This is a genomic window from Streptomyces broussonetiae (genome assembly GCF_009796285.1).
Taxonomy (GTDB): domain Bacteria; phylum Actinomycetota; class Actinomycetes; order Streptomycetales; family Streptomycetaceae; genus Streptomyces; species Streptomyces broussonetiae.
This window is the reverse complement of sequence record NZ_CP047020.1, coordinates 4,305,188-4,331,675: the sequence shown is the minus strand read 5'-3', so window position 1 is coordinate 4,331,675 and position 26,488 is coordinate 4,305,188. Positions and strand designations below refer to the sequence as shown.

Here is a 26,488-nt window from a genome sequence, read left to right as displayed (position 1 = left end):
ATGGTACGGAGATGGCCACGATGGATCCACGCACCGAGATCCGGGAGTTTCTCAGCTCGCGTCGCGCCCGCATCGCACCCGAGCAGGCGGGCCTGCCCGCTTACGGCGGCAACCGCCGGGTCAAAGGTCTGCGCCGCGAGGAGGTCGCGCTGCTCGCGGGGGTATCGGTCGACTACTACGTGCGCATGGAGCGCGGCAGCCTCGCCGGTGCCTCCGACGGAGTGCTCGACGCGTTGGCCTCTGCCCTGCAACTCGACGAGGCCGAGCGCGACCACCTGTTCCACCTCGCGCGCCAATCGAGGGCGCCCCGCAGCCCACGCCAGCGCATGCCTGCCGTGGCGGTGCGCTCGACGCTGCAGCAGGTGCTCGACGCGATCTCCGATGCGCCGGCCTGGATCGGTAACGGCCGTTATGACGTGCTCGCCATGAATCAACTCGCTCGCGCGCTGTATTCGCCGGTGCTGGCCGATTCGCGACGGCCTGCGAACACAGCGCGGTTCGTCTATCTGAAGCCCGAGGCGGCCAGAGATTTTTTTGTTGACTACGACCAAGTCGCCGGTGCCGTGGCTGCGAAGCTGCGCATGGAAGCCGGCCGCAATCCGCACGACGAGGAGCTGATCGCCCTGGTCGGCGAACTGTCAACGTGCAGTGAGCTATTTCGGCAGCGGTGGGCATCTCAGGACGTGCGGCTGCACCGGTCCGGCCGTAAGCGTATGCACCATCCGGCCGTGGGCCAGCTCGACTTGGACGTCGAGTCCCTGGAACTGCCCGCCGAACCCGGCCTGTACCTCAACATCTACACCGCACCCGCGGGCACACCGACCGCTGACAATTTGGCGCTCTTGGCGTCGTGGGCGGCCACCCAACAGACGCTGGCGACCGAGCTCGAAGCACACAACGGATAGTCCAACCCCTTCAGCCGTACTAGGGTCCGTTTCCCCGACCAGCGCGGGCAGACCACACCGCTCGGCCAGCCGCACCACCGGCTCCAGCCCGCCGTACACCATCAGGTTCGGATCATCGAACGCGGATGAGACCGCCGCCGCGGCATGGGAAGACTGCATCTCGGAAGTGCCTTGTCGATCGTGCCTGATGTGGTCCTAGAGAAACCCCATCATCGCAGGTCGCAAGGCACTTCTTCGTTTCTGGGTGAACCATCCACCGGCATCAAGCCGGTGGATCCGGGCTGAGTCGATCACGTCCGGGAGCTGGTCCAGCACGCCCTTCAAGGCGAAGAGGCCAATGGAGATCAATCCGGCGATGGCAAGGATGGCGAGAGTCACAACCCCGTCCAACTTCTCGGTACCTTTCGGATCAGGTGACCGAGCTGAGGGCCATGCACAGGGCGTTCCTCAGCTCGGCCACAACGCTGCTGTGGCTCGAACTGAGAAGCCCTGCGTCCGACGTATCGCCGGGATCTCAGTCGGCAGGGCCAAGCCCTACCGTGGATCTATACTTCGGTGATCAAAATTAGGCGCCAGTTGGCAAGCAAAGATCCCACACCGCTACGGCAGGCCAACGTCGGTGAGTGGGCCTCTCTCCGCCTCAAGACGTAGGCATAGCCCGCTCAGTAGCCCGCCCACTGACTAGTTCGCACGCGAAAGTGCGGACGCCGCCAAGAACGGAAAAGCGATCTTGCTTGGTGCTCAAAGCGAGTCGCACGCGAAAGTGCGAACGCCGCTAAGAACGACAAGGCGATCTTGCTTGGTGCCCCAGGTGAGTTCAATACTCTCCAGGGCATGTACGCGAGCATATCGCACCATCGCTGAACTATGCTCCGGAACAAGGTAATTGGGCGTTGAGCTGCTGAAACGTGGCCGCCCCCGGCTGCGTGATTCATAGGAGGGACGGGGGCGACGGAAGCCGGACAACCTGTGCGGGGGCCGTCACCAGCACAAAGGGAGGAGATGGCCACCGGCGCACTCCGGACACCGGACTTTTGCCCGTTCGGCGGCACGTGATGCAACCCTCGAACCCCCAGCAGTCGGGACACCAGACCTCGCGGTGACCGGCACACACACCGCACAGGTTCGAGATCTGGTGGAGGGCTTCGAGTAGGGATGGCTGGCCCGGGTCGAAGCCGCGCCGACCCGCACGGGGCTTGGGGGCAGTCCGCTCGGGCTGAACGGCGGTCATTCAGCGCACCTGGCCGTGGCGCTCATCGGAAGTTCCCCCCGCTGCTGAACGAGTTCATGGCGCGGGTGCGCTCGCGCATCGCCTGAAGGCGCTCGGCCTCGGTTGCGGAGCGGACGCGAACAGGGTCGGCGTTCCACTCGCGTCCGCCGGTCACGGGGCGTAGCTGTACGTATGGGCCTTCGTGGCCCATGACGTACCCCAGCTTGTTGGTCTCGGCGTCGACGACCAGGGCGCCCTCTGGCTGCTGCTCCTCGGCCATCATTCACGGCCCTCTCGCCGGAGTGCCTGGGCGAGACGGTCGGCCACGTCGGCCCGTACGCGGCCCAGTTCAACGAGCTTCAGCGCGGGTGACGCCGGGGCGACTCGCAGGGAGGGGAGGACGATTCCGGCGTCGTCCAGAGCCGCTCTCAGGGCTTCCACCGCCGCGTACGGGTCGACGTCCCGCTTCTGCTTCGTAGCCATGAACCGGACGCTAGAAGTGCGGAGTTGGCTGGCGATATGCTGTTTTCTCGCGTTTGCTCGACGGGTAGCTCAGATTGCTGGTGTTTTCTCCTGCACCCTGCCTCATCCCGTAGTGCCGAGCTGGGGCCCCGTCCATGCTGATTGGATCAACGCCCCCCCGGACGAGGCCGCCGTGGTCGTGCCACGCGACCTGCTCGTGAACTGGGGACCGAAGGAGATGGAGCCGGTGCCCGAACTGGTCGACCGGGCGACCTTCCGGCGCCTGTTCGAGACGTTCGAACACACTGCCTGGCGCCTGGAGACGCGGCGCGGCTACGCCTCCGACCGGCAGGACCCCGATTACCAGGCGTTCCTGGACACGGGTACTTCCACCTGCGACCCGGACGAGCCCTGGTTCATCAACATCAAGGCACAGACGGACGCTGGGAAGCGGGTCGGCCGGGTCCGCATCGCCGACAAGCCACCCACCACGGAACAGCTGTTCCTGCTCGACTACGCCCGGCACAACGCGGCCGTCGGCGAGGACATCCGCTATCTGTGGCGCGAGGACGCGGACCATTCAGGTCTGCCCGCAGAGGACTTCTGGATCTTCGACTCGCGCATCGTCGCCCTGCTGCACTTCGACGATGCCGACAACCTGCTCAACATCGAACTGATCACCGAACCGGCAGAGGTCGTGCGGTACTGCATCGCACGGGACGCGGCCATGCACCACGCCGTGCCGTACGACCAGTTCGCCGCGCAGGTGACCCAGGCCGACTAGCGTGCGTGCCCGGTGAGCACTGACTACCAGCAGGCACGGGCAGCGTTGGGGGCGCGGCTCCGCGAACTCCGGTTCTCGTGCCCTGGCGGTCGGCTCACCGGTCAGCAGCTCGCCGAGCGGCTCGGCTGGCCGGGTTCCAAGGTCAGCAAGCTGGAGAACGGCAAGCAGACCGCCACCCCCGAAGATCTGAGGGCGTGGGCCGCCGCGACCGAGCAGCCGGACGTATACCCCGAACTTGCTGCGAGGCTTGCCGGCTTCGAAAGTCACATCAGGTCGTGGCGACGAGCCCTGGCGAACGGCTTCAAGCCCCTGCACGAGAGCCTGACCAAGGAGATCGAGCGCACCTCAGAGATGTGGGTGTGGGAAGAGTCGGTGGTCGCCGGACTGATGCAGACCCCCGAGTACGCGAGCCACGTCATCCGGCGCTATGCGGAGCTGCTGGGGTCGGCCAGCGACATCGAGGATGCCGTACGCGCCCGGGTACAACGCCAGGAGTGGCTGTACCGGTCCGGCCGTAAGCTCCACGTTCTGATGTGGGAGGCCGCGCTGCGGTCACTGATCTGCCCTCCCTCGGTACTCGCCGCCCAGCTCGACCGGCTGACCGGTGTGATCGGGATGGACACGGTCGAGCTGGGCATCATCCCGTTCACCGCTTCCGTGAAGATCGTGCCCGCCAACGGTTTCTGGGTCCTGGATGACCGCCTCGTCGTCGCGGAGGACTGGCACGCGGAACTGTGGCTGGACGACGCCGACAACATCGCCCTTTACTCGAAGGTCTGGAAGACCCTGCGCGAGTCCGCCGTGTACGGGGGCGACGCCCACAACGTCATCAACGCGGCCAGGCGAGCCTTGAACCCCCGTTGAAGCATTTGGCCACATGAAAATAAAGAAGGGCCCACCGCGTTCGGTGGACCCTCTTTCTGTTGTGCCGTTTGCCGGGCTTCAGCTACATGTGCCACTGCGTTGGCTACACTCGCGGCCGACATGAACAATTTCAATCTATTCATGACGACCACCGTCCTTCTCTTCTTGCTTGAATTCGCTCTTCTTTTATTTGACTTCTTGCGGTATTCCCTGATGCGTTCAGGCAGGTCAAAAAAGTCCCACAATATGAAGATGACCGCGATGATAGCAACTGCCGGATTTGAACCGTGCATGTGAGCTGTAGCTCGGTAAGCGGACCAACTCTCAAGGGTATAGCGCAAATTCGAAGCCCCGGGGTGTCGGCTGCACCTCCGGGGCTTCCGCACGTTCACAACACGCCGAGCGCGGACAGTACGGTCATGCACAAGATCATGCAGCCGCCGAAGACGCCGCCCCCGAATAGGGCGGCCGCCGCTTTGCGCCCGCCTGGGGTGTGGCTCAGGAACCCGCCCACCAGGACGACGATGATGGAGACCAAGGCGCAGATGACGACGATCAGCACCTTGACGCCGAGAGGGAGTTTCACGGCCCGATTACCTTTCCGGTGATCGGGCGGGGACGGACCTCAGCCGATCACCACGTGACATACGTGTGATCTTGCTGAGGCCCACCGACGTATGGGGCTCAAGGGTGGCCTGGCCGGAGCCGTCGGTTAGCCGTTCTCCCTTTTAGGACCCGGTACTGAAGCGACACGCAGCCGCAATGCGGACCGCTGGCCTGGGACGGCCGGGCTCAGGCTCGCCAATGACCGTAGGTGATGGGGAACTGTCCCCCTCTCCGTTCCAACTCTGGCGGACTACAAGCGGGTTAGCGGGGCGATGGGCACGAGAGCCGTTCCGGGGCCTCTTCCGGGGATCTCCGACCGGACCCCGTCCAGCCCACGAGAGGCCGCCGGAGACCCCGCGGGAGCCCGGGACGGGTGTGCCGACTAGACAAGGCGATGCTCACGCGGGAGCTGGGGCCGATGTCACCGACCGGCGCTACGCTGAAGCGAGTTGGCGCGCGCGTCAGTTGGTGCGGAGCGGGGGAGGCCGGGGATGGCGACGACGACAGACGATGGCAACACCCCTGACGACCCCGACAAGAAGGAGCCCCCTCGGGTGCTCGAACCGGACCTACTCAACCTAGCGGCGAGTCTGGTCGATGCCGAGAACAACCCCGCAGCGAAAGCATCGTTGCGTGACGTACTGAGTCAACTCCAACAGAAGGCGCGCGCCGAAGCACGGGAGAGGGAACTCGCCGCACTGAGACAGCAGGTGGTGCAGTCGGCGGGCGAGGTCAACAACGTCTTCATCGGGGGGTACTACCGCGACGCCGCGCCCCAACCTGCGCCGGACAAGCCGAGCCTGGCCGAGCAGCGACAGAAGTTCCACTTCGAGTTTCTCAACCACTCGCTGAAGCAGGCCGAGTGGACGTTCCGCTTGAGCGTGTGGTTCATGACTGGTGGCGCGGCGGTCATCCTGGTCGGGGCGGTCCTGGCGCTACTGCACGCCGGGAGCCCCAGCCACGGTTACGTGCCGCTCGTGACGAGCCTGACGGGCGCGTTGATTACGGTCGGCGGTGGAGCGCTGGCGGTCCACGCGCGACGTGCCAGGGCTCACGTAACCGAGCAGGCACAGCGCATCGAGGACAAGATCGACGCTGACCACCAACTTGAAACTGCGACGACCTTCATCAACCGAGTCAGTGACCCAGACGCCAAGGACCGTCTCAACGCGGCAGCCGCCATGAAGGCCCTCAACATGCAGGCAAATCAGACGATGGTCAACCGCCTGCTCCCCAGCGACCAGCCCAAGGAGATCGAGCCGGGCGACACCACCGAGTGAGCCTCGGACGCAGGCCGGCCACCTCCCGTGTCTTGGTGTCCTTGATTCTGCGACCGTTGTTGGAGTGCTTCACGAAGAGTTCGAGGCGGTCGAGGTTGATGTCTGACCAGCGCAGAGCGCACATCTCGCCGCGGCGTGAGCCGGTGACCATCGTCATGAACAGGAACGTTCCCCAGTCCAGGTCCCGCTGCCAGGCAGTGTTCAGAACCAGGGCTGCCTCCTCGGGAGTGGGTGGGTCGGGGTTCGGCTTGGGCTGGGATGGCGGCTCGGCGAGGGCCGCCACGTTCGTCGTCACGTAACCCCAGCGCAGGCCGCGGTTGAGGGCCGGGCGCAGGATGAAGTGAATCTTGCGGACGGAGTTCGCGGCGAGTGGCTCGCAGACGTGCTTCTGCCTCGTCTTGGGGTCGGTCTTGCCGTTGCGTCGGCCTTCGCACTGTTCCTGGCACTGCCGGAGACGGGCGTAGAACAGCTCCAGCATCTCGGCAGTCAGCTTGCTCGCTCTGAGGGCGCCGAACGCGGGCTTGAGGTAGTTGCGGATGATGCCCTCGGCCCGCTCGTACGACGTCTCGTCGAGCTCGGCGACGCCCAGCCACCGGTCGAGCAGGAACGACATGGTCACCTGCGTCTTGGGGTGGCGGTTCTCGTCGACCTGGCGGAGGAGCTTCGTGCGTGCCTTCTCGGCCTCGACCTCCGTGTCGGCCTGCTCGTGGAGGTAGACGTCCTTCTTCGTGAGCGGGTCACGCCCGGCGTAGACCCGGACCTGGAAGCCGGCCCCGTTGGGGCGGATGCTGCCGCGCTGACGTCGCTTGCTCTTGGTGTTCGCCATGGTTCTGGAACCTATTCATGGTTAATGCCATGGCTACGACGAACAGCGCGCCTACCTCAGAGAGGTAAACGCGCTGGTCAGACCTTGTGCCCCCGGCAGGATTCGAACCTGCGACACCCGCTTTAGGAGTTCGATGAACCGTGCCCCACGGGCCTCGGACGTTCGGGGTGCGGCGACGCCACGAGTCGCTCGCGGTTGCTGCCGTCTACCGTCGTTGATGTCAGCTGTGGATGTCAGGAACGGCGCTCGGCGGGTGCGTAGAGATCTGCATGGACAACGTGTCGACGACCCGCCGGACGGCCAGCCCCACGCCCTTATCTTGCAGTGCTTTGGTTGTGAGCGCGCCACGGCCTCGGACGTACACGGATGGCAACGTGCACATGTTGAGCCACGGGTATCACAAGACTGCCGCGGACCGGATGAACTGCTCACCTATGAACTAGCCAGGCTCCAAGGGCCGCACCGGCGGTGGATCCCGCCGTGATCACCCATGTGGGGATGCGCTCAACTGTGATCCGTAGACCGCCCCAACGAAAATCGATCTGCGGTGCGTTGGCCGTACGGCACTTGTGCCGGTCAGTCATGTAGGCCCCCAAGGACTTGTGATTCAGCGGGAGTCTTGGGGGTGGCGAGGGTGGCTCACAATCTGGCGAGGGGTGGCGCGACAAGAGTGAAACAGCAGATTTTGCATTCTTTACCTGGCCTTCCGAGGCGCCCTGCATCATCTGGGGTTGTTGCCCGAAGTACGGATGCAAGGCACGGTGGCAGCGTGGGACGGGCGCGCTCTGGCAGTGCACCAGAGCGCTACCTGCACGCGCATCGGGCAAACGGATGTCCAGAACAAGGGGAGGGGACCTACGCAGGATGCCGGCTGTCACACACCCTCAGCTTGGGAAGCTGCGATCTTTTGATGCTGCCTCTGGCGCTGACCTGGGCAGGAACGCCAGATGGTGCCTCGTCGGCTCCGGCGTTCTTTCACCGTGATTCCCCGCTGTTCCCCGCTCCATCTGGTGCGGTTGTGGTGCGAGTCTTGGTCCGTCTGCGCCCGTCGGGGCTAGCGGGCGTAGGCGTACAGCAGGACGATGACCACCACGACGCCCAGCCAGACCGGCATGCCGGTCTTGGTGAATCGGCCGCGGCTGTCCCTGGGTTGCGGCCTTCGACGCTTCGCCATGACTCCCCCTACGGTCGTGACGCTCCTCTATGGCTCAGAGTGCGGTTGGCTGGAGCGTGTAGGTAGAGCGCGAATTGGACACGGAGCATGGCAAGGTCCCGAGCGCACTGGTGCTCGCTGTACTGCGCCGGCGGATGCGGTCATGCGTGGCACAACTTGCGGGGTCCGCCACGCAGCGCAACCTGAGATGTCTTCTTGCCCTGGGTCTTGCCGGGGATCTCGGGGAGCTGGGCTTTTGCTGGTCAGGGCGGTGCTCATGGATAGCCGAGTGGTCGTCATTGGTCGTTGTTGGCCACCATCGAGCGCCCTCGGACGGCCCAGAGACGGCCCAGACAACAGCCCGTCGGGCCATCCGCTGGCCTACGAGCTGATGGGCAACTCCCGCGCTCGGTGGCGTGCTTGTGCCCGTAGCTCCTTAAAGGCGACTGTGGAAAGCGTGGTGACGGTTCTGGTCGAGGTTCAGCGGGAGGTCGAGCTGAGAGATGAGCCGTGACTCCAGGTCCCACGGCTCGCTCTGCTCGATCCAGCACACTCGCGCGTTGTCTGCCATCCACTGGGTCAGGGTGGCTTCGCCTGCCATGCCGAAGGTCATCCGCTTACCGCTGCCCACGCGGCGCAGCACGAGTCCGAGCAGGCAGCCGAGGGTGAGCCGCAGGGTCGAGCCGGCTGCGTTGCCCCGGTAGTGGTAGCGCACCCGCTTGCGTAGGTTCTGCGTGCTGGTCCGGTTCGCCATGTACCGCGGGGCTATTCCGACGTAGAGCAGACGCCCGGCGTCGAGGTTCGGGTGGGGCGTCTGCTTGAAGTGCCACCCATAGACGCCTGCCGCCGCCGGGACAGGGCTCGGACGCACCAAGACCTCCTGCGCCGACCACAAACGATCGGGACTGACGAGAGCGGTAGCTTCCACGAGACCTCCCGGCGTGCCATGGCTGATCGTCGCAGGCTACTGGTCGACGCTGACATGTGACATCAGCTTGGAAAGCTTGGGTTCTACAGGGTTCATAGGCTTGCTGACCTGCTGCGTAGTGGCGTCATGACCTGTGGATCTGCTGGATGGGTGACCGCTGTTCCCCGTGGATTTCCGCAGTACCTGGTATGGGTCTGGCACGCACGCCGCTTACCGTGGCTCCGGGGCTTCAGTCTGGCGTAGGTCCCCAGGGGCATGACGGCAAATGGACTGAGCAGAGGTCGGGAATCGGCGTGCCGGCCGGGCACCCTAATACTGGATGCACGCGGGTGCCCGACCGGTGCGGGAATCGCGGAGGCGTTCCCCTAGCGGCGCCCGTCGACGTCAGTTGAGGTCGTCTGGGGGAAGGTCAAGAAACCTTCGCAGCCGACGCCGGAGCCGCGTTTTGAGCGCGGTCATGCCATTCTTCAACTTTGTGGTGCACCACCGACAGATGCGCTTCGCGGCGGGGCGGCCTAGCTCTAGCACCACCAATCCAAGATACGGGTGGTGGACCCAATCAAATAGCCTCAAGGTCATCCTCGTGCAGGGCTGCCGCCCCACACAGGGGCTAAGCAGCTAGGGGCATGGTCGTGTCGCGAAACCACGACCAGGCGCCCGGTGCACCTGGGACAATCGGCGCCGCTAGTCGCATGACACCGCACGGTGATTTCTCGCGCGGTGGTACGACGCTGGAGGGACGCACTGCGCCAGCCCACAAGCGAAGGGTCAGCAGAGCGGCGGCCTTGATCGTTCGCACTCTGCGAGCGATGGCTTCGAGTGCCGCCCTGGCCACGTCAAGTGCGTTGGTGTAGGTGGGTTCGTCTGACCACCAAGGGACGCATTCAACCGAACCGTCCTCGGCCGCGTAGGGCAAAAAGTCGCTGACGAATCGAGCCCATCCCCAACGGGGTGATGAGCGAGGTAGATCGTTCGGGTCACCAAGGATGCAAGGAAGCCCTGTGTCCTGTTCTGCGGTGCTCCTTAGCTGGCTGTTGAAGCGCCGCTGCTGCGCAGCGCCTTCGTCTAGCTCGGAAGCCAGATCTCGCAGACCATCAAGGACATCTGAGGCGGTCAGAAGTTGGCGAAGGGCCCTACCTGCCGTGCCGCTTCTTTTGCTCTCGCTTATGGCGCTGTATAGCCCGACGTAGTTTGCCGTCTTACCGCTCCCTGTGTACGTCGTGACGACGTACTGCTTCGACCCGTGGAGCGTGTCTGAGGGAGGCCGAGAGTCGTGGCACAAGGTTGAGAGCGAGAGTTGCCTCTCAAGCTCCCACTGCCATGCCTCCATGGTGGAAGGTTACAACACCCGCACGACTGGGACTGGTTGTGGCGACCGCACAGCAGGCTGCTACGGGTTGAGGTTGGACATCGTCGCCGTCGGGGTGGTGGGGCTTGAACTCACGACCTCTTCGTCCCGAAGCAACTTTGGTGGGAACTCCGCCTTGGGTTGATGTGCCTCTCACCTGCGGCGTCGGTCCGCAGTCGTCCGTGCCCGTTCGCCGTCGTCCGCCGGCGTTGTCACGCAGTTAGACACTCAGCCTGGGCGCGGCCAGGCTGACAACGCCGTGGACGGTGCGAGTCTCAGCCCTATGGAGGCCGGGCCGTAGTGACTGCCCAGCGGATTTTGCCAGCTAACCAGCCCGGAGGATGGTCTGATGGTCCCTACCCTTTGATACCTGCATGAGGAAGCTACGCAGCGGGACCCGCGGAGGTGGTCGTGGCCAACACGTCAGAGTCGTCCGATGAGCCTCTGCCCCTGCATGAGGAGCTTCGGCGCCTCCGGACGGCTTCAGGCAAGTCGATTGCTCAGGTGGGCCGGGAGATTGAGCGTAGTCAGCTGATGATCCATGAGGCTGAGGCAGGAAGGCGGCGCCCCAGCCTCGCCCTAGTTGAGGCCTTGGACGAGTTGTACGGCGCCGAAGGCCGTCTCGTGAGTCTTTGGCACGATACGCCCGATCCCCGACAGCAAATCGTAGTTACGGGCGGAAGTAACGTCATCGCTACTGGAAGCGATGTGACGATTTCTCAATTAAGCGCTTCTGAGTCAGTGGTTGAAAGCAGGCCGTTGACGCTCTCTGAACAGCGGCGCAAGTTTCACTTTGACTATCTGCAGCGCTCACTAACGCAGTCCACAGTCATGTTCTGGGTCAGCCTCGGGGTCATGACCCTCGGTGCCGTCATCATCCTGGCTAGCGGAGCTATCGTCGCGTTCCGAGACGGTGGGCAGGGCCTGAAGTGGGTTACTGGCCTCTCTGGCACCCTGATTACAGCAGTGGGCGGTGCTCTGTATCGTCAGGCGAAGCAGAAGGAAGACGGAGTTGCCAAGATAGCCGGAGAAGTTGCAGCCAAGGTTGAGTCCGACGACCGCTTCGAAAAAGCGACAGCCCTAATCGAACGCGTAGAGGATCCAAAGCTCAAGGATCAGCTCAAAACCACGGCAGCTTTGACACAACTTGGCCTCGAACCGAACGCCGATGAGGTGGCTGGCCGTTTGCTGCCTCAGGAGAACCAGCGTCCAGAAGTCACGCGTGGTACCGACTCGGATGAAACGGATTCCGGAACGTGATTGCCAATCACGGGCATATATGCCGATTTCCCCGCAAATAGGGCTTCTCGCCTCAAATATTTGTGATCTTCACGCAGGGTCCGAGTCTGGTCAGCGCGTGAGGATCCGGTTAGCGCTGCGTCGGCCCTCGGGGGCCTGCAGTCCGTGCTGCCTGCATGGGGCGCGCCTCCTGGGCCGCAACGGCTCGCAGCCGGACTCAGTGCGCCACCAACTCAGGCAGCACGCCCGGCGCCAATGCCTCATGGCTTGCTGCTGGGCCCTTTGGTGTACGCAGGCGAAGTAGACCGACCAATGGTCTTGTCGTTGGGCGTCAAGCCGCCGATCATGAGGTAGGGGAGGCAGTAACGCTGAGGGGGGTACATGCATCTCGAGTGGGGGGATAACGGCTTTCTCGCGCCTGGTAGGTACCAGCTGAGCCCAGAAGAAGCCGAGCGCCAGTTAGTCCATGATCCGCGCTTCGCCGGCTCCGACACCCGTGAGTTGTTATGGGAGGGCCTGGTGACGTACCTCAGTCGCTTTTTTGATCTTGAGGATCGACATAGAGCGGCCATCGGAGACGGATCCCTCATCCACGCCATCTGGTTGGGCGGCAGTTACGTCAGTACCAAGCTGCACCCTCGGAACGTAGATCTCACGGTCTTGATAGACGAGAGGGCTGCGGACTCCATACGCGGCCTGGACGACGCGCGATGGCTCGTGTCGGCGTTCAACCTGAAGGAGCGCTTGGCGGAGCTGGGAGTCTCACCAGTCAGAGTCGGGTATCGCCCGGTAGCGTCGGTCTTCAGTTCGGAGCAGCTCGATCCCGCCGAACAGGCGTACCTGAGGGAACGGGGAGCTTGGGACGACTGGTGGCAGCGTTGTCGGTCCGATGGGGTAAACAAGGGTAGACCGCCGCTAGACAGCGCGGCTCCTCGACGCGGCTACGTGGAGGTGACCTTGTGAGCACCACTTGGCGGCAACGTGCCGTGGAACGGAACCGGGTGGCAAACGCGCGCTTCTTCTCTGATCAGGACTCGGCCGCCTTGAGTGAAGACGCCTACGATGAGGCTTTGCGCCGGCATTGGCTTGAGGCGGTACGCTACTACGATCCCGCGGCACAGCTTCATGAAGAACTAGTTGTCCGACTTCGCGGTGAGGCGGCCGACCGTGGCGCTCTCGACTTCCGAATTGGTGACGCATTATTGAAGCCGCTTCGAGAGGGTGTTTCTGCGTCTGCTCGTAAAGATGTGGAGCTTGAGCTCACGGGGATCTCAAGCGGAAGTACTGTCCTGCATGTGCGGGCCAGTGTGCCCGAGATCGTGAGTGAAAATGACGAGAATCTCGGAGTTGTGGATTCCTCCATCACTGATCCTGCGATGCGTGATTTTCTCAAGCTAATTGATGCTGTGGAGAAAGAGCAGGATGTGCGGCGTTGGGAGCGTGTAGTTCCTGGTCTAGACGGAGTGGTCGAAGCACTAGACAAGTTCGACTTGTCCATGGATATGCGGTGGTTCAGTCTGGACGGAACGGTTCGGTCGTCGCATCTGTCCAGGCGAGGGAAGGAATACGTGCGGGGCCTTCGGAACACCGAGGTGCAAAAGTCCAGGAAGGGAATCACTGGTCGGATCACTGAACTTCGAGAGTCTGGAGTTATTAAGATCAAGACCGGCGTGTCAAAGACATCACCCGCATACGAAGTTCGGGTGGAGCCTGAAGGGCTTTTCGGCATGCATTTGGAGCTCGGTGTGACCGTCTCATTTGTTGTCGAAGTGCTACGAAAGACAGACAAGCTCGGGCGTACTCGTTCGACTGAATACCGTTTCCTGCGTGCCAGTGACGGCCAGGAGAGCTTGTTCGACCAGTGAATTAGTTGCGGCTGCTAGTTGGCAAGCCCGTCGTGGAGTCTGGCGTCTTTCCGTTGGCGATGAGTGCTGTGCGGTGAAGTGTAGGTCGGCGGAGCGGCTTTGGGGTGGCGCTGCTTTGGCGCGAGTGATCATGGCCCCGTAAGCTTCCGGCGCGTCGGGCAGTCTGTGGACCTGCCCGGTAAAGCACGACGTTGGGGCCATGATCTTCGAGGCTCGCGCCAAAGTGGCTCCGTAAAGCCGTGGAGCCGACCGCCCCAGCCACGACGCACCCCCTTCTCTGGCATCAGGTGGCTGATTGCTGTGCGCGCGGCACGGGCGCCGGCCGGGCTGGAGCGGGGCGGAGACAGGAGCGCAGGCCCGGCCGGGGGCCGGGCCGCGCGCGGGGAGCGGAGCGAGCCGCCTTGAACCAGTAGAGAAAGTTGTAACTCAGTCGGCCGCATGGGGTTTGAAGTCGTGTGCACAGGCTGGCAGTTCGACCCCTTGGCGGTGGGCGAGCGGCACGAAGAGCACCGGCCGGATCGTCCACGTGATGCGGGTGTGGTCCTGAGCGACCGTGACCGAGCAGGGCTCGAAGCGTAAAAGGGCTCGTCGGGTTGCGATCCGGCCCTGGGACAGCCAAGCCCACGCGATGTCGGAGGCGTCGGAGTCCAGCGCTGGTGAGATCGTGCGGAGTGTGACCGCGACCCACCTGTCTGCCTGGGGTGCCGAATACGCGTCGAAAGCTGCCCGGAGTGCTGGCGGTTGGTCGCCGCTGAGGTCCTCGGTCCAGCACTCGCACCAGTAGCCGCGCACGAGTCCTGTCACGATGTCGCTCCTTGGGGGTAGGCCACGAGCACGTAGCGCGTGTTCTCGTCGTACAAGGTGAGTTGGTAGGCCGTTCCTGTGGCCAGATACGTGAGGGCTCGTTCGTGCTCCGGCTCGTCAGTGAGCCAATGGCGACCTGGCTGTGCGTATGCGGCGTCGAGCTGGTCCGTGATGTGACTCGTACGCTCCCGAAGCCAACGCAACGCCATACGGGGACTTGTGGCGGCGTGCGACCCCAGCGTGATGGAACGGACCTCGTGCAAGGGGTAGGCGGCGGCCCAGCACTGATAAGAGCCGTACTGCCCGCCCGCATGTAAGTCCTCGGCAAGGGCCGACGTCAGCATGACTGTCCTTCTGAGCCCGGTTGTGCGAAGAGTTCCGCGGTGACCGTGTGGCCGCCGTCGCTGTTGTGGACCACGACCCGGTGAGCGATCGCGCTGACCATGCCCAGGCCCCGGCCGTGCTCGGTGTCCTCGGCCTGGTCCTCGACCTTCGGGGCCGTCGCCGCGCCTCCGTCGTCCGTGACGGACAGGGCGATCACCTGTGGGGAGACCGCGAGGGCCAGGTGGAACCTGCCGGATTCCAGACCGCTGGCCGTGTGGAGGATCGCGTTCGCGCTCAGCTCGCTCACGATCAGCTCGGCGTCCGCCGCTAAGGGCGATCCACGCAGGATGTCCCGGGTCCAGCGGCGGGCCCGGCTCACTTCTTCTGGGAATCCTGGGCAACTCAGCCCCCAGACCCGGGCTGTACTCGTATACTCGTGCATACAAGTTCCTTCGTGCTGGTAGGCCGCCATGTGCAGCGGGTTCGGGCTAGACGAGTTTCACGCCGTCGTGGGCGCGGATGGCCGGCGGGGATGCCGCGTCGAGTGCGTCCAGGACACGGATCGCGTACGCCTCGTCGGCAAGCTCGGTGACCTCTTCACGGGTGGCCCAGCGCAGCGCGCGGGTCTCGTCACCGGTGGTGGGCGTGCCGTCGGCGACTTCACAGCGGAAGACCAGCGAGACGATCAAGCCCTTCATGTTCTTGTAGACGCCGGTCAGGGTCGCCGGAAGAGCGATCTTGATACCGGTCTCTTCGAGTACTTCGCGCTGGAGGGCTTCCGGGATGGTCTCCTCACGTTCGAGGACTCCGCCCGGCGGTTCCCAGTGACCGTTGTCCTGGCGTTGGATCAAGAGGGCCCGGCCGTGGCCGTCGACGACGACCCCGGCGACGCTCACGGAGTGCGGGCGTTCTGTGCTCACGTTCCTCGGCCCTCTCGGCTGGCTAGGCTCTCCACCGTAGCAACAACACTCGCCCACTCGTCTAGATACCTAAAGGAGTACTCAACGTGAGCCCTCTCCCTTCCGGCCTCCTCGGCGATCTCGACCCCACGAGTGATCGTGCGGTCTTCCGTCAGATCGCTGATCAGCTGCGCGAGGCCATTGATCGTGGGCGATTCCGCGAGGGTGAAAAGCTGCCCTCAGAGGCCGAGCTTGTCGAGCACTACGGAGTGTCCCGGATGACCGTCCGGAACTCCTTCTCCATCCTCACGGGCGAGGGCCTGGTGCACGCCGAGCACGGCAAGGGCGTCTTCGTCCGGCCGCGTCCTCCCGTGCGCCGACTCGCCTCCGACCGGTTCGCCCGCCGGCACCGGGAGCAGGGTAAGTCCGCCTTCATCGTCGAAGCCGATGCCGCTGGCAGTCACCCCCAGGTCGACAGTCTTGAGGTCAAGGAGGAGAAGGCCAGCCAGGACATCTCCACACGGCTCGGATCCGTGCGGCGGGTGCTCGCCCGTCGGCGGCGCTATCTCCTCGACGGTCGGCCGGTCGAGTTCGCCACCTCCTACCTCCCCCTCGACATCGCGCGGGGCACCCCGATCGCCGAACCCAACCCTGGTCCTGGTGGCATCTACGCCCGCCTCGAAGAGCTGGGCCATCACCTCGACCACTTCGAGGAAGAGATCCGCGCCCGGATGCCCTCGCCCGCCGAGGTCAAGACGCTGCACCTGGCGGCCGGCGTGCCCGTCATCCACCTGATCCGGACCGCTTTCGACACCGAGGGGCGTGCTGTCGAGGTCTGCGACACGGTGATGGCGGCGGACGCGTACGTGTTGTCGTACCAGCTCCCGGCGACGTGATCGATGGCTGGTGGAGGGGGCTCAGTGTCGGAACAGAGTTGGCGGCTAACGCGAGGAAACCAGCTGGTGGGCACGCTTCGGCTGGATGAGGTCGACATGTTCTGGACGGACTGTCGTTTCGAGCCTGGTCCGGGATGGCCGGCGATTCGCCCGCTGTTCGATGCCTCACGTGACGCCTGGTTGGCACATGATCTGAAGGCCGCTCTGGCCGCAGACGAGCGCATCCGTCAGGAAGGCCTCGTCCTCGTCCCGGAGGGAGACGGGGAGCCGGTGAGGGACTTCGTGATCCGGATCCGTGGAGACCGAGCCCGGTTCAAGTGGTGACATCAGGGGCGCTCGGGCTCCAGCGCAATCAACTCGTACACCCCAACATGCTTACTCGTATAGACGAGTGGGCAAGTTGTGTGGCACAGTGGTCCGCATGAACCCGGGAGATCGGGTTTGCAGAGTGGCACATGTATAGACGAGTAGATAGGGGAACTTCCTTGCGTACCATCCGTGTTGAGACCTCCGCCGCGACGATCCTCCTCACCGAGGCCCCTGAGCCGAAGGTCCGTGACCGGCAGACGGGCGAGATCGCCAAGGACGCGAACAGCGGTGAGGTCCTGATGACGATCGGCGTCGTCTACATCGAGGACGGCGAGTCGTCGCTGATCAAGGTCACCGTCCCGGAGGGCGGCATCTCCGAGGGGCTGACCCTCGGGGCGCCGGTCTCGCTTCCGGGACTGGTCGCCCGGCCGTGGGAGTCCGTGTTCAACGGACAGCAGCGGCACGGCATCGCCTACCGGGCCGCCGCCGTCACCCCGGCCGCGTTCCCGGTCGCTGCCGGGGCCGCTGCCTGATGACCGATCTGACGACGCTCCTGGAGGTGGGTGGTCCCCTCGCCGCGCTTGGCGGTGGGGCCGCCTACACCCGGGCCAAGCACCCGGCGGTGTACTGGTCCACGGTCGGTCTGCCGATATCCACGGCTCGGCTGCTCGGCTCGTACAGCTCGGTCATGGAAGCGTGCGGCCTGACCGTGGCTCCCTCCCGGCTCAGGGTCCTCGCGGTCAAGGCCACGACCAACCGTGAGGTTCGGCCGGTGCCGCCCCGTCGGGGACTCATCCGGCCCACCTCGACCGGTCTCCGGATCCGGCTTCGGCTCGCGCCGGGGCAGGAACCTGCCGACGTCGCCGCCTCGGCGGAACGGCTGCGGCATGCCTGGGGCGTGCACGCCGTGTACGTCACGACCGTCAAACCGGGCGTGGTCGAACTGCGGCTGGTCGGCTACGACGTGCTACGGCGGGTGCGGATGCCCCGCAAGGTCGCGGGCGGCCTTCTCAAGGTGCCGGTCGCGCTGCGGGAAGACGCCATGCCGTTCGTACGGGACTACCGGACCATCCCGCACCAACTCACCCTCGGCGCCACGCTGTCCGGCAAGTCCATGTACCTACGCCACCTGATCGCCGGACTCGCCCGACAGTCCGTTGCCCTGGTCGGCATCGACTGCAAGCGGGGAGTGGAGCTGGCGCCCTTCGCCGCTCGGCTCTCGGCGCTGGCCACCGACCCGGAGCAGGCGGCTGAACTGCTGCCTGTGCTGGTCAAGGAAATGGAGGACCGATACGACCTGATCAAGGCCCGACAGGGGATCGCGCCGGACACGCCGGACGAGGAGATCACCTCCGACGTCTGGGGTCTGCCCGAGAAGCAACGCCCGGTGCCCATCGTGCTGTTCGTTGACGAGGTGGCGGAACTCTTCCTGGTCGCTACGCGCAAGGACGAGGATCGGCGGGACGAGATGGTCACCCAGCTCATCCGTCTCGCCCAGCTCGGCCGCGCCGCCGGCATCTACCTGGAGGTGTGCGGACAGCGTTTCGGGGCCGAACTCGGCAAGGGCGCCACCATGCTCCGGGCCCAGCTCACCGGCCGTGTCTGCCACCGCGTCAATGACGAAGCCTCCGCCAAGATGGCGCTCGGCGACATCGCCCCTGAAGCGGTCTACGCCGCCTGCGCCATCGCTCCTGAAAGTCCCGGCCTCGCCGTGGCCGGTGACACCTCCGGCGGCTGGTCCCGCATCCGCACGCCGTACCTCTCCCTCGGCGCGGCCGCCGAGACCTGCCGTGAGTCGGCACACCTGGTGCCCGACCTACCCGCCCTCAAGCCCTTCCGGCCCGACGTCCCCGTACGACCGGTCGAAGCTCCGGTCTCGCTGGTCAAGCCACGCCCGGTGACCGACTGACCCTCACCCCAACCCGGTTGGCGTGACCGACTCGCGCCACGTCCCTACCCCTCCCATGCCTGCATCCGAAAAGGAGCCGCTTCATGCGCGCCCATCTGGCCCGTGTCGACGCGGTACTCATCCAAGCGGTCATCGCCGCCGCACTGTCCTTCGCCCACCTCCACGACATCGCCTCGGCGGCGGGACAGGACGGCTGGAAAGCGTGGGCCTACCCGATCAGCGTTGACCTGCTGCTGGTCGCCGCCTGGCGTCGGCTGCGGTCCGGAGACGCGAAGGCGGCCGGGTGGTGCTGGTTCGTCATTGCGCTCATCGCGTCCCTCGGCGCCAACGTCGCCACTGCCGGCCTGCTCGATGTGACGCAGGTACCGGCATGGCTGCGGATCCTCGTTGCGGGCTGGCCTGCGATCGCCTTCCTCGGCGGAACGCTCCTCGCCCACTCCACATCAACGCCGACGCCGAGCCTCAACATCGAGGACCGGGACGACGCACCCGAACCTTCGCCGGAACTACCTGCCCAACCGGCCATCGAGGCACCCGCCGAACGCCCCACACCACCGGTCGTGCCAGTCCCGACCGCCCTGGTCGAACACGCCCGCAAGGTCGCCGCCGACCATCACACCCGCACCGGAACCCCCATCGACACGGCCACCCTCCGCGCCCGCCTCGGCGTCCCGGCGCCCATGGCCGAAGCCATCGCCGCCCGCCTCTGAGAGGAGCACCCGCATGACCGCGAACCGCCGCTTCCGCGACGTCACCCGCATCGGCCCCGTCCAGGTCGGCACCGCCTTCGACAACCGGGGCCGTGAGAAGCACACCGCCGCCTGCACGGCACCGCGTTGCGGCTTCTCCGCCGACTACGACAGCCGCGCCGCCGCCGAGCTGGCCGCGCGTACCCACCGCTGCCCCGTCCGCTGAAAGGACTGCGCCCACCGTGACCGTCAGCCTGCCGCTGGTCTTCGTCCTCGGCCTGTTCGCCTGGGGAGCGGTCAAGTTCCTCGGCGTCCGCCCGTGGATCGTTGTCCTGATCGCCCTCTTCGGCTTCTGGCTCTCGCACACCTTCATGGCCCCGGCCATCGAGTCCGGCACGCGTTCCGGCGTGACCGTCATAAACGGCACACATAACTAGACGAGTAGATGAGGAAGGGTCCGCCGTGTTCCTGCCCAAGTACCCCGACACCCCGACTCCGCCGCCAGCGCACACCCACGCCCCGGCCGAACCGGCCCCCGTCCGGCGCTCGCTCCCGTCGTTGTCCATCGACAACAAGACGATCGCGACCCTGATCGTCGGCGGGGTGGTCCTCACCGCGCTCCTGACGGCCGTCGCCGTCACAGCCATTTCGGTGGCCATCGCCGCCGTGGTCCTGCGCTCTCTGCTCCGCGAACACCACCGGCGCTGACCAGCTCCCGGGCCGCCGGGGCGGCGCGACACGGCCAAGCATCCGCCACCCCGGGGCCTGTCCTCCCTGACCAAGCCAGCCAGCCAGAAGGAGAACGCCATCTTCACCCGCACCACCCCGGCCCCACTGCCGGAAATCGCGAACCTGGCCTCACAGGGCACGCTCCCGGGTATCCTCCAGCAGCTCTCCGGCCTCGGCGGCTGCACCCACCCGATCCGTCTCGACGGCCACCGCACCGAGTACGACATCGACACCGCGACCGGTGAGATCGGCCGCGTCCTGCACCACCTCGACTCGACCGCCCTCCCGGCCGGCCAACTCCTCGTCCGCTGCAACAACCGCCGCACGACCCGTTGCCCGGCTTGCGCAGAGGTCTACCGCCGCGACACCTTCCACCTGATCACCGCCGGACTGCACGGCGGCAAGGGCACCCCGGAACGCGTCGCTGCCCACCCCCGCGTCTTCGCCACCTTCACCGCCCCCGGTTTCGGCCCCGTCCACAACCGCCGCACCGACGGCCGCCGGTGCCGCTGCGGCACACACCACGACCAGGAGGACAACGCCCTTGGCACCCCGCTCGACCCGGACACGTACGACTACGAGGCAGCCGTGCTGTGGAACGCGCACGCCGGGCAGCTCTGGCGCCGCTTCTCCATCTACCTGCGCCGCGAGGTCGCCAAGCGCGCGGGCCTGTCACAGCGCCGGTTCCGCGAACACGCCCGCGTCTCCTTCGCCAAGGTCGCCGAGTACCAGAAGCGCGGCGCGGTCCACTTCCACGCCGTGATCCGCATCGATGGCCCCGAGGGCGGAGAGACTCCGCCCCCGGCCTGGGCCACCGCTGACTTGCTCACCGACGCCATCAAGGCAGCAGCCGCCGGTGTCCGTGTCGACGGCCCGGAGATCGAGGGCCGCACCCACACCTTCGCCTTCGGCCGCCAACTCGATGTCCGCACCATCCGCTCCGCCGACTTCAACGACGGTCAGGAGCTGACCGAACGGGCCGTAGCGGCGTACATCGCCAAGTACGCCACCAAGGGCGCCGAGACCGCGACGGGTGCCCTCGACCGCCCGCTCAAGTTCGCCGCCGAACTCGCCCAGTTCGACATCAGCGACCACGCCCGCCGCCTCATCCGGACCGCATGGACCCTCGGCGCCCGTAAGGAGCTGGAACACCTCCGGCTGCGCACCTGGGCTCACATGCTCGGATTCCGCGGCCACTTCTCCACCAAGTCCCGCCGCTACTCCACCACCCTCGGCGCCCTCCGCGACGCCCGCGCCGAATGGCGCCGTGCCCAGGCAGCAACCGACGAACGACCGACGGACACGACGTACGTCCTCGCGCATTGGGTCTTCGCCGGCACTGGCCTGTCCGACGCCGAAGCCTGGCTCGCCGCGTCCCTCGAACCCGCCCCCGGAACGGAAGGAGAACCGACCCGTGCATGACGAAGAGCTGCTGACAGTCCCGGACGTTATGGCGCGACTCAAGCTCGGCCGCTCTACGGTCTACGACCTCATCCGCTCCCGGCGCCTGCCTTCGCTCACCATCGGCCGATGCCGCCGCATCCCGGCGGGCGCCGTCCGCGACTACATCACCAACGAACTGGAGGCGGCGGCCTGATGGCCCAGCAACGCAAGCGCAACCCCAACGGCGCTGGCACCATCACCAAGCGCAAAGACGGCCGCTACCAGTGCGCGGTCTACGTGCTCCAGCCCGACGGCACCCGCGCCCGCAAGTTCGCCTACGGCAAGGACTGGGCGGAATGCGATGCCAAGCGCCGGGCGCTGCTCGACAAGGTGGACCAGGGCGTGCCCGTGCCCACCAAGTCGGCCAAGCTCTCGGAGTGGCTGCCGTACTGGCTGGACAACGTCATCAAGCCCCGTCGGAAGCTCAGCACCTTCGACAAGTACGAGGCACACGTCCGTCTCTACCTGGTGCCGCTCCTCGGTACCAAGCGGCTCGAATCCCTCGGCGTCGCTGACGTCCGCCGGTTTCTCGTGCGCCTGGAGAAGGACACCACCGCAGCAACCGCCAAGGAATCGCACCGAGTTCTGCGCTCCGCACTGTCCTCCGCCTGCCGGGAGGAACTGATCACCCGCAATGTGGCCAAGCTCGTTGAGCCGCCCCGCACGGACACACCCGAGCTGCACCCCTGGACCCTGGACGAAACGCTCGACTTCCTAGCCGCCTCCCGCAAGGACCCGCTCTACGCGGCCTTCGTGCTCGCCATCGCCATGGGCCTACGACGGGGAGAGATCGTCGGCCTTCGCTGGTCGGACGTCGACCTCGACAACCGCGTCCTGTACGTCCGCCACCAGGTCCAGCGTCGTCGTGGCGTCCTGTATGACGACGATCCCAAGAGCCGCCGTCGCCGCGCTGTCCCATTGCCCGCCCTCTGCATCGCGCCCCTGCGCTGGCAGCGCATGCGGCAGGCAGCAGCTCGGACCAAGGCGGGGGAGAAGTGGCAGGAGTCGGACTACGTCTTCACCACCCGGAACGGCCGCCCCGTCGAGCCGCGCAACCTCTACCGCTCTTTCACCCGCGTCGCCGAGTCCGCCGGCCTCCGCGTCATCCGCCTGCACGACGCTCGCCACGGCACGGCCACGCTCCTCACGGCGGCCGGAGTCGCGCCCCGCGTCGTGATGGAGATCCTCGGTCACTCCCAGATCAGCATCACCATGGACGTCTACACCCACGTCGTCCAGGACACCCAGCGCGAGGCCATGAGCCACATGGACCGGCTGCTCAGGAAGAGGCGCCCCGACCGTGGGTGATCGCCCCCGTTGATGTCAGAAGTAGATGTCAAAGGCCCCGGACCATGATCGGTCCGGGGCCTTTTCCCTGGTGCCCCCGGCAGGATTCGAACCTGCGACACCCGCTTTAGGAGAGCGGTGCTCTATCCCCTGAGCTACGAAGGCGTGGTACTCGATCAACAGGGTACCGGATGGCGCCCGGGGCAGTGGCCGGGCTGTCAGGTTGGGGGGACGGGGGCGAAGCGGGAGGCCGTGTGGAGGTCGGTCTGGATGCGGGCGGCGGTTCTGTGCAGCTCCGGCAGGAGGTCCTGGACGCAGGACTCCAGGGTGCGGCGGGCCGTATGGGTGGCCACGCACACCGCGGCGACCGCCCGGCCGGTGCGGTCCCGTACCGGTACGGCGATGGAGCGCAGGCCCGATTCCAGTTCCTCGTCGGCCAGGGCGTAGCCCTGTGCGCGGACCTCCGGGAAGGCGGGCGAGGTGTCCGCCAGGAGGACGCGGCCCAGGGAGGTCGCGGAGGCCGGGAGGCGGGCGCCGACCGTGATGTGGACCGTGAGGACGCGGCTCGCGCCCGCCCCGGCCGTGTACTGGATCTCGGTGCCGTCGGGGGTGAGGACCGCCAGCGCCGTCGGCTCGTGCAACGCGTCGGCCAGGGCGCGCAGGTGGGGCTCGGCCAGGCGCGGGAGCGTGGTGCGGGACAGGGGCGGGAAGCCCAGGCCCAGAACGCGGGGGGTGAGAGTGAAGGCGCGGTCGCGGCCGGCGGACACCAGGCCCAGGTGTTCATGGGTGAGCAGGGCGCGGCGGGCCGTGGCCCGGGACAGTCCGGTCGCCCGTGCCACCTCGGTCAGCGGCAGCGCCGAGCGGCCCGCGCCGAACGCGGTCAGCACTGTCAGCCCCCGGGCCAGTGACTCCACGAAGTCCCGGCCCAGTTGGTGCTTGGACGCCGTCGTCCAGGTCGCCAGGCCGGCGGGGGGCGGGCCGGGCTTGGGCTCGGTTGCGGTGCGCAGGTCCGACTCCATCGCCGTCACCGCCGTACGCAGGCGGGGCAGGAGGGTGGCGCGCAGGTCGGCCGCCGAGTGCCGGCTGGTGTGGCTGACGACGCTGGCCACGCACACCGGACGTCCGGTGCCGGGGTCCCGTACCGGTACGGAGACCGCGACCAGGCCCGGTTCGATCAGCTGGTCGTCCAGTGCCCAGCCGTCCCGGCGCGCCCGCTTCGCCCGCTGCGTGAAAGCGGCCTCGTCCGCAGGTATCTGCCGGGGCGGTACGGCGGGAAAGGCGGCGTCCTGCGGGTCCGCGGCCCGGCGTGCCCGCCAGCGGACCCAGTCCGGCTCGGTCCACTCGGCCGCGAACAGCGCTCCGGGCGCGGTGCGTTCGGCGGGCAGCAGGTCGCCGATGCGGAAGCTCACGGACAGCGCACGGCGGCGGGTGGCCTGATGGATGAAGCGGACGCCGTCGAGGTCGGCGACCGCGAGGGACACCGACTCGTCCAGCGCGTCGGCGAGGGCGTCGGCGCGCGCGCCCAGCAGCGCGGGCAGGCGCAGAGCGGCCAGATAGGCGTTGCCCAGCTCCATCACCCGCGGCGTGAGGACGACGTCCCGGCCGTCGAGGCGGACGTAGCCCATGCGGGCCAGGGTGGCGGTGATCCGGTCGACCGTGGACCGTGCGAGTCCGGTGGCCCGCTCCAGCGCGCTCGGGCTCAGCGCGCCGCCCGCCTCGGTCAGCCGCCGCAGCACACCGACGCCACGGATCAGCGGCCCGACCGCCTCCTCCGGCGGCCCGGCCTCGGCAGGGACGTCGGCATCCAGTGCGGGATTCGCGGGCATCGGCTCTCCGGTACGGCAATCGGGCACGCCTACGGTAAACCCCGTCCGGAGTCGTTCCGCTCCGTCAGTCGTTCCGGTCCGTCAGCCGTTCCGGTCCGTCAGCCGTTGCGCCTCCCCCCCCCGGCCCACCCACCCGGAGCCCACCCCTACCTCCGTGTCACCCGCACCCGGTAGTTCCCCTCGCCGTCCGTGCCGAGCACCTCGGCCGTGACGCCGACGCGCGGGTCCTTGAAGGTCTCGCCGGGGGAGAAGGGGGCGTCGGAGAGTTCTGTCTGGACGTTGGGGCTGCGGGTGCAGCCGTTGCTGTGGGGGTGGGCGTCGTTGACCGTGATCGGTCCGCGGCCGGTGTCGACCGTCGCGTCGACCTTGTAGATCAGGATGCCCGGGTGACACACCGCCTCGTCGTTGCCGCCCTGGGTGCGCAGCTCCAGTGCGTATCCGCTGTGCGAGTCGGTCGGTACGAACACCAGCTTCTCGCCGCCCTTCCGGGACAGCGGTGTCAGGGTGTACTCGGTGCTGCCGGGCACCGCCGCGCAGCCGACCTGCGTGGCGTCCAGCCAGCCCAGCTTCCACTTGTGCCAGCCGAGCAGATCGTTGTTGGCCCCCCAGTCCTCGCTCATGATGTCCCAGTGCCCGACCGCGCCCCCGCCCTCCTGCGTGTACAGGTCGGGCAGGCCGAAGGTATGACCGTTCTCGTGCGGCAGTACCCGGTAGCCGGTGTGGGCGTAGGAGCCGGAGCCGTCGTCCTGGCGGGAGTAGATGAAGGACGCGTTGGAGACGGGGACGCCGTCGGCGATCGGGGCGTCGCCGTTCCCGGCGAAGGTCACGGACAGCACCGTGTCCAGGGCGGACGGGCCGGCGTTCGGGGTGACCAGCACGTTGAGGAGGTCGTACGAGCGGAAGTCCACGTTCGGGTCGGCCGCGGCCACGATGTCCTGCACCAGCCGGCGGTAGCCGGGATCGAAGGGGGCGCCGCGTTCTATGCCGTACGCCTTGTAGGCCTTGGGCATCCGTAGCCAGCCGGTGATCGGGGTCTCCGGCTGGTAGTCGAGCCGGCCGTACGAGGCGGTGCGGAACCACTCCTGGGTCTGCGGGAAGAACTCGTGGAAGCGGTCCATCGCGCTGCCCTGGCCGGGCGCGTCGGAGAAGTCGACCATCACGGTCAGGGCGTGCACCGTGCCCGTGGAGCGGGAGTAGCCGTGCGGGGTCGGGATGGCCTCGGTCATCTGTACGTCGGAACTGCCGTGGATCATGCAGGGTGCGAGGGCGGAGCGGCCCAGGCCGATCGGCCCGGCGGTGGTCGGCGCAGCCAGGTGCCCGGTCCCGGCCGAGGTGCCGACCGCGAGGGTCAGCGCGGTCACCGCGGTGAGAGCGGCCAAGCGGCGCAGGCGTATCCGACGGCGGCCATCCCCGCCACCCGAGTCACCCCCTCCACTCGTGCCGTGCCCGCCACCCGGGCCGTGCCCACGACCTGTGCCGTGTCCGCCGCCTGCGTTGTGCCCGCCACTCGGGCCGTGCTCACGACCTGCGCCGCGTCCGTCACCTGTGCTGTGCCCGCGCCCTGGGCTGTGTCCGTCACCCGTGCCGTGTCCACCACCCGCGCCGAGCCCGCGACCTGGGTCGCGTCCACCACCTGCGCCGCGTCCGTCACCTGTGCCGTGTCCGCCGCCCGTTCCGCGACCTCCGCCCGCGCAGAACCGGCCGCCGTCGCCGAGCCAGGTGCCCGTGCCATGCCCGCCACCCGAACCGAACCCGCCTCCCTCGCCAAGGTCAGGTCCCGCGCCCTCGCGGATCCCTCTGCCCCTACCGAACCCACCACCCTCGCGGATCCCTCTGCCCCTACCGAACCCACCACCCTCGCGGATCCCTCTGCCCCTACCGAACCCACCACCCCCGCGGATCC

Annotated in this window: 29 protein-coding genes, 1 tRNA gene and 1 pseudogene; 18 read left to right on the top strand and 13 right to left on the bottom strand. The window is 66.7% G+C overall.

Going from position 1 to position 26,488, the window contains the following annotated elements:
• The first annotated feature begins 20 nt into the window (after positions 1–20).
• Complete coding sequence (locus GQF42_RS19995) at positions 21–905, top strand: helix-turn-helix transcriptional regulator (RefSeq protein ID WP_199273016.1); 885 nt, start codon at positions 21–23, stop codon at positions 903–905.
• Positions 906–1,100: 195 nt separating this feature from the next.
• On the opposite strand, the gene GQF42_RS44970 is transcribed toward GQF42_RS19995, so the two are convergent.
• From GQF42_RS44970 to GQF42_RS19980, 3 genes are all read right to left on the bottom strand, one after another.
• Entirely contained in the window at positions 1,101–1,283 is a 183-nt protein-coding gene (locus GQF42_RS44970) for a hypothetical protein (protein ID WP_199272732.1), read from the bottom strand.
• 875 nt (positions 1,284–2,158) lie between these two features.
• Complete coding sequence (locus GQF42_RS19985) at positions 2,159–2,395, bottom strand: hypothetical protein (protein WP_158930360.1); 237 nt, start codon at positions 2,393–2,395, stop codon at positions 2,159–2,161.
• On the bottom strand, positions 2,395–2,598 hold the full coding sequence (locus tag GQF42_RS19980) for a hypothetical protein (RefSeq protein WP_158921800.1): 204 nt from the start codon (positions 2,596–2,598) through the stop codon (positions 2,395–2,397). The genes GQF42_RS19985 and GQF42_RS19980 overlap by 1 nt, the downstream gene beginning before the upstream one ends.
• A 157-nt stretch (positions 2,599–2,755) precedes the next feature.
• Here GQF42_RS19980 and GQF42_RS19975 point away from each other — a divergent pair.
• Together GQF42_RS19975 and GQF42_RS19970 are read left to right on the top strand one after the other, a co-directional pair.
• Positions 2,756–3,361, top strand: a pseudogene (locus GQF42_RS19975) (DUF6879 family protein); the annotation flags it as partial.
• Between the two features lie 12 nt (positions 3,362–3,373).
• Positions 3,374–4,225: a helix-turn-helix domain-containing protein gene (locus GQF42_RS19970; protein WP_158921798.1), complete on the top strand. Its 852-nt coding sequence runs from the start codon at positions 3,374–3,376 to the stop codon at positions 4,223–4,225.
• A gap of 388 nt (positions 4,226–4,613) precedes the next feature.
• Here the strand turns inward: GQF42_RS19970 and GQF42_RS19965 are convergent, their stop codons facing one another.
• Positions 4,614–4,811, bottom strand: coding sequence for a hypothetical protein (locus GQF42_RS19965; RefSeq protein WP_158921797.1), 198 nt, complete (start codon positions 4,809–4,811; stop codon positions 4,614–4,616).
• Between the two features lie 511 nt (positions 4,812–5,322).
• On the opposite strand from GQF42_RS19965, the gene GQF42_RS19960 reads away from it, so the two are divergent.
• Positions 5,323–6,111, top strand: a complete 789-nt coding sequence (locus tag GQF42_RS19960) for a TRADD-N-associated membrane domain-containing protein (RefSeq protein ID WP_233273393.1) — start codon at positions 5,323–5,325, stop codon at positions 6,109–6,111.
• Here GQF42_RS19960 and GQF42_RS19955 read toward each other — a convergent pair.
• The gene (locus GQF42_RS19955; protein ID WP_158921795.1) at positions 6,050–6,937 is read right to left on the bottom strand and encodes a site-specific integrase; all 888 of its coding nucleotides are present in this window, start codon (positions 6,935–6,937) and stop codon (positions 6,050–6,052) included. The genes GQF42_RS19960 and GQF42_RS19955 overlap by 62 nt on opposite strands.
• A gap of 1,589 nt (positions 6,938–8,526) precedes the next feature.
• A complete protein-coding gene (locus GQF42_RS19950; RefSeq protein ID WP_233273392.1) occupies positions 8,527–8,961 on the bottom strand; it encodes a GIY-YIG nuclease family protein in 435 nt (144 codons plus the stop codon).
• A gap of 1,816 nt (positions 8,962–10,777) precedes the next feature.
• On the opposite strand from GQF42_RS19950, the gene GQF42_RS19945 reads away from it, so the two are divergent.
• From GQF42_RS19945 to GQF42_RS19935, 3 genes are all read left to right on the top strand, one after another.
• Positions 10,778–11,626, top strand: a complete 849-nt coding sequence (locus GQF42_RS19945) for a helix-turn-helix domain-containing protein (protein WP_158921793.1) — start codon at positions 10,778–10,780, stop codon at positions 11,624–11,626.
• Between the two features lie 360 nt (positions 11,627–11,986).
• Positions 11,987–12,568, top strand: a complete 582-nt coding sequence (locus tag GQF42_RS19940) for a DUF6932 family protein (protein ID WP_158921791.1) — start codon at positions 11,987–11,989, stop codon at positions 12,566–12,568.
• Complete coding sequence (locus GQF42_RS19935; protein ID WP_158921789.1) at positions 12,565–13,470, top strand: hypothetical protein; 906 nt, start codon at positions 12,565–12,567, stop codon at positions 13,468–13,470. The genes GQF42_RS19940 and GQF42_RS19935 overlap by 4 nt, the downstream gene beginning before the upstream one ends.
• A gap of 426 nt (positions 13,471–13,896) precedes the next feature.
• On the opposite strand, the gene GQF42_RS19930 is transcribed toward GQF42_RS19935, so the two are convergent.
• The 3 genes from GQF42_RS19930 to GQF42_RS19920 all read right to left on the bottom strand — a co-directional run bounded on the left by GQF42_RS19930 (position 13,897) and on the right by GQF42_RS19920 (position 15,494).
• On the bottom strand, positions 13,897–14,274 hold the full coding sequence (locus GQF42_RS19930; RefSeq protein ID WP_158921787.1) for a hypothetical protein: 378 nt from the start codon (positions 14,272–14,274) through the stop codon (positions 13,897–13,899).
• Between the two features lie 337 nt (positions 14,275–14,611).
• Positions 14,612–15,040, bottom strand: a complete 429-nt coding sequence (locus GQF42_RS19925; protein WP_158921785.1) for an ATP-binding protein — start codon at positions 15,038–15,040, stop codon at positions 14,612–14,614.
• 46 nt (positions 15,041–15,086) lie between these two features.
• A complete protein-coding gene (locus GQF42_RS19920) occupies positions 15,087–15,494 on the bottom strand; it encodes an NUDIX hydrolase (RefSeq protein ID WP_158930354.1) in 408 nt (135 codons plus the stop codon).
• Positions 15,495–15,604: 110 nt separating this feature from the next.
• Here GQF42_RS19920 and GQF42_RS19915 point away from each other — a divergent pair, with 110 nt between their 5' ends.
• The 11 genes from GQF42_RS19915 (at position 15,605) to GQF42_RS19865 (ending at position 22,780) form a co-directional block, all read left to right on the top strand.
• Entirely contained in the window at positions 15,605–16,393 is a 789-nt protein-coding gene (locus tag GQF42_RS19915) for a GntR family transcriptional regulator (protein WP_158921783.1), read from the top strand.
• Positions 16,394–16,459: 66 nt separating this feature from the next.
• Complete coding sequence (locus GQF42_RS19910; protein ID WP_233273390.1) at positions 16,460–16,717, top strand: hypothetical protein; 258 nt, start codon at positions 16,460–16,462, stop codon at positions 16,715–16,717.
• Positions 16,718–16,878: 161 nt separating this feature from the next.
• Complete coding sequence (locus tag GQF42_RS19905) at positions 16,879–17,235, top strand: SCO3933 family regulatory protein (RefSeq protein ID WP_158921779.1); 357 nt, start codon at positions 16,879–16,881, stop codon at positions 17,233–17,235.
• Positions 17,235–18,611: an FtsK/SpoIIIE domain-containing protein gene (locus GQF42_RS19900; RefSeq protein WP_158921777.1), complete on the top strand. Its 1,377-nt coding sequence runs from the start codon at positions 17,235–17,237 to the stop codon at positions 18,609–18,611. The genes GQF42_RS19905 and GQF42_RS19900 overlap by 1 nt, the downstream gene beginning before the upstream one ends.
• Positions 18,612–18,694: 83 nt before the next feature.
• Positions 18,695–19,321, top strand: coding sequence for a DUF2637 domain-containing protein (locus GQF42_RS19895; protein ID WP_158921775.1), 627 nt, complete (start codon positions 18,695–18,697; stop codon positions 19,319–19,321).
• Positions 19,322–19,334: 13 nt separating this feature from the next.
• Positions 19,335–19,526, top strand: coding sequence for a mobile element transfer protein (locus tag GQF42_RS19890; RefSeq protein ID WP_158921773.1), 192 nt, complete (start codon positions 19,335–19,337; stop codon positions 19,524–19,526).
• A gap of 16 nt (positions 19,527–19,542) precedes the next feature.
• Entirely contained in the window at positions 19,543–19,737 is a 195-nt protein-coding gene (locus tag GQF42_RS19885; protein ID WP_158921771.1) for a hypothetical protein, read from the top strand.
• Between the two features lie 25 nt (positions 19,738–19,762).
• Positions 19,763–20,008, top strand: a complete 246-nt coding sequence (locus tag GQF42_RS19880; protein WP_158921769.1) for a SpdD protein — start codon at positions 19,763–19,765, stop codon at positions 20,006–20,008.
• A 144-nt stretch (positions 20,009–20,152) separates the two neighbouring features.
• Positions 20,153–21,451 carry a replication initiator gene (locus GQF42_RS19875; protein ID WP_407699533.1) on the top strand — a complete coding sequence of 433 codons (1,299 nt, stop codon included), beginning with the start codon at positions 20,153–20,155 and terminating at the stop codon, positions 21,449–21,451.
• Entirely contained in the window at positions 21,444–21,626 is a 183-nt protein-coding gene (locus tag GQF42_RS19870) for a helix-turn-helix domain-containing protein (protein WP_158921767.1), read from the top strand. The genes GQF42_RS19875 and GQF42_RS19870 overlap by 8 nt, the downstream gene beginning before the upstream one ends.
• Positions 21,626–22,780: a tyrosine-type recombinase/integrase gene (locus GQF42_RS19865; protein ID WP_158921765.1), complete on the top strand. Its 1,155-nt coding sequence runs from the start codon at positions 21,626–21,628 to the stop codon at positions 22,778–22,780. The genes GQF42_RS19870 and GQF42_RS19865 overlap by 1 nt, the downstream gene beginning before the upstream one ends.
• A 68-nt stretch (positions 22,781–22,848) precedes the next feature.
• Here GQF42_RS19865 and GQF42_RS19860 read toward each other — a convergent pair.
• The 4 genes from GQF42_RS19860 to GQF42_RS19845 all read right to left on the bottom strand — a co-directional run bounded on the left by GQF42_RS19860 (position 22,849) and on the right by GQF42_RS19845 (position 26,317).
• Positions 22,849–22,924, bottom strand: a tRNA-Arg gene (locus tag GQF42_RS19860).
• A 53-nt stretch (positions 22,925–22,977) separates the two neighbouring features.
• A complete protein-coding gene (locus GQF42_RS19855) occupies positions 22,978–24,585 on the bottom strand; it encodes an IclR family transcriptional regulator domain-containing protein (RefSeq protein ID WP_158921763.1) in 1,608 nt (535 codons plus the stop codon).
• A 146-nt stretch (positions 24,586–24,731) separates the two neighbouring features.
• Positions 24,732–25,964, bottom strand: coding sequence for a M6 family metalloprotease domain-containing protein (locus GQF42_RS19850; protein WP_158921761.1), 1,233 nt, complete (start codon positions 25,962–25,964; stop codon positions 24,732–24,734).
• On the bottom strand, positions 25,943–26,317 hold the full coding sequence (locus tag GQF42_RS19845) for a hypothetical protein (protein WP_158921759.1): 375 nt from the start codon (positions 26,315–26,317) through the stop codon (positions 25,943–25,945). Before GQF42_RS19845 ends, GQF42_RS19850 begins: the two co-directional genes overlap by 22 nt.
• Positions 26,318–26,488 lie beyond the last annotated feature (171 nt).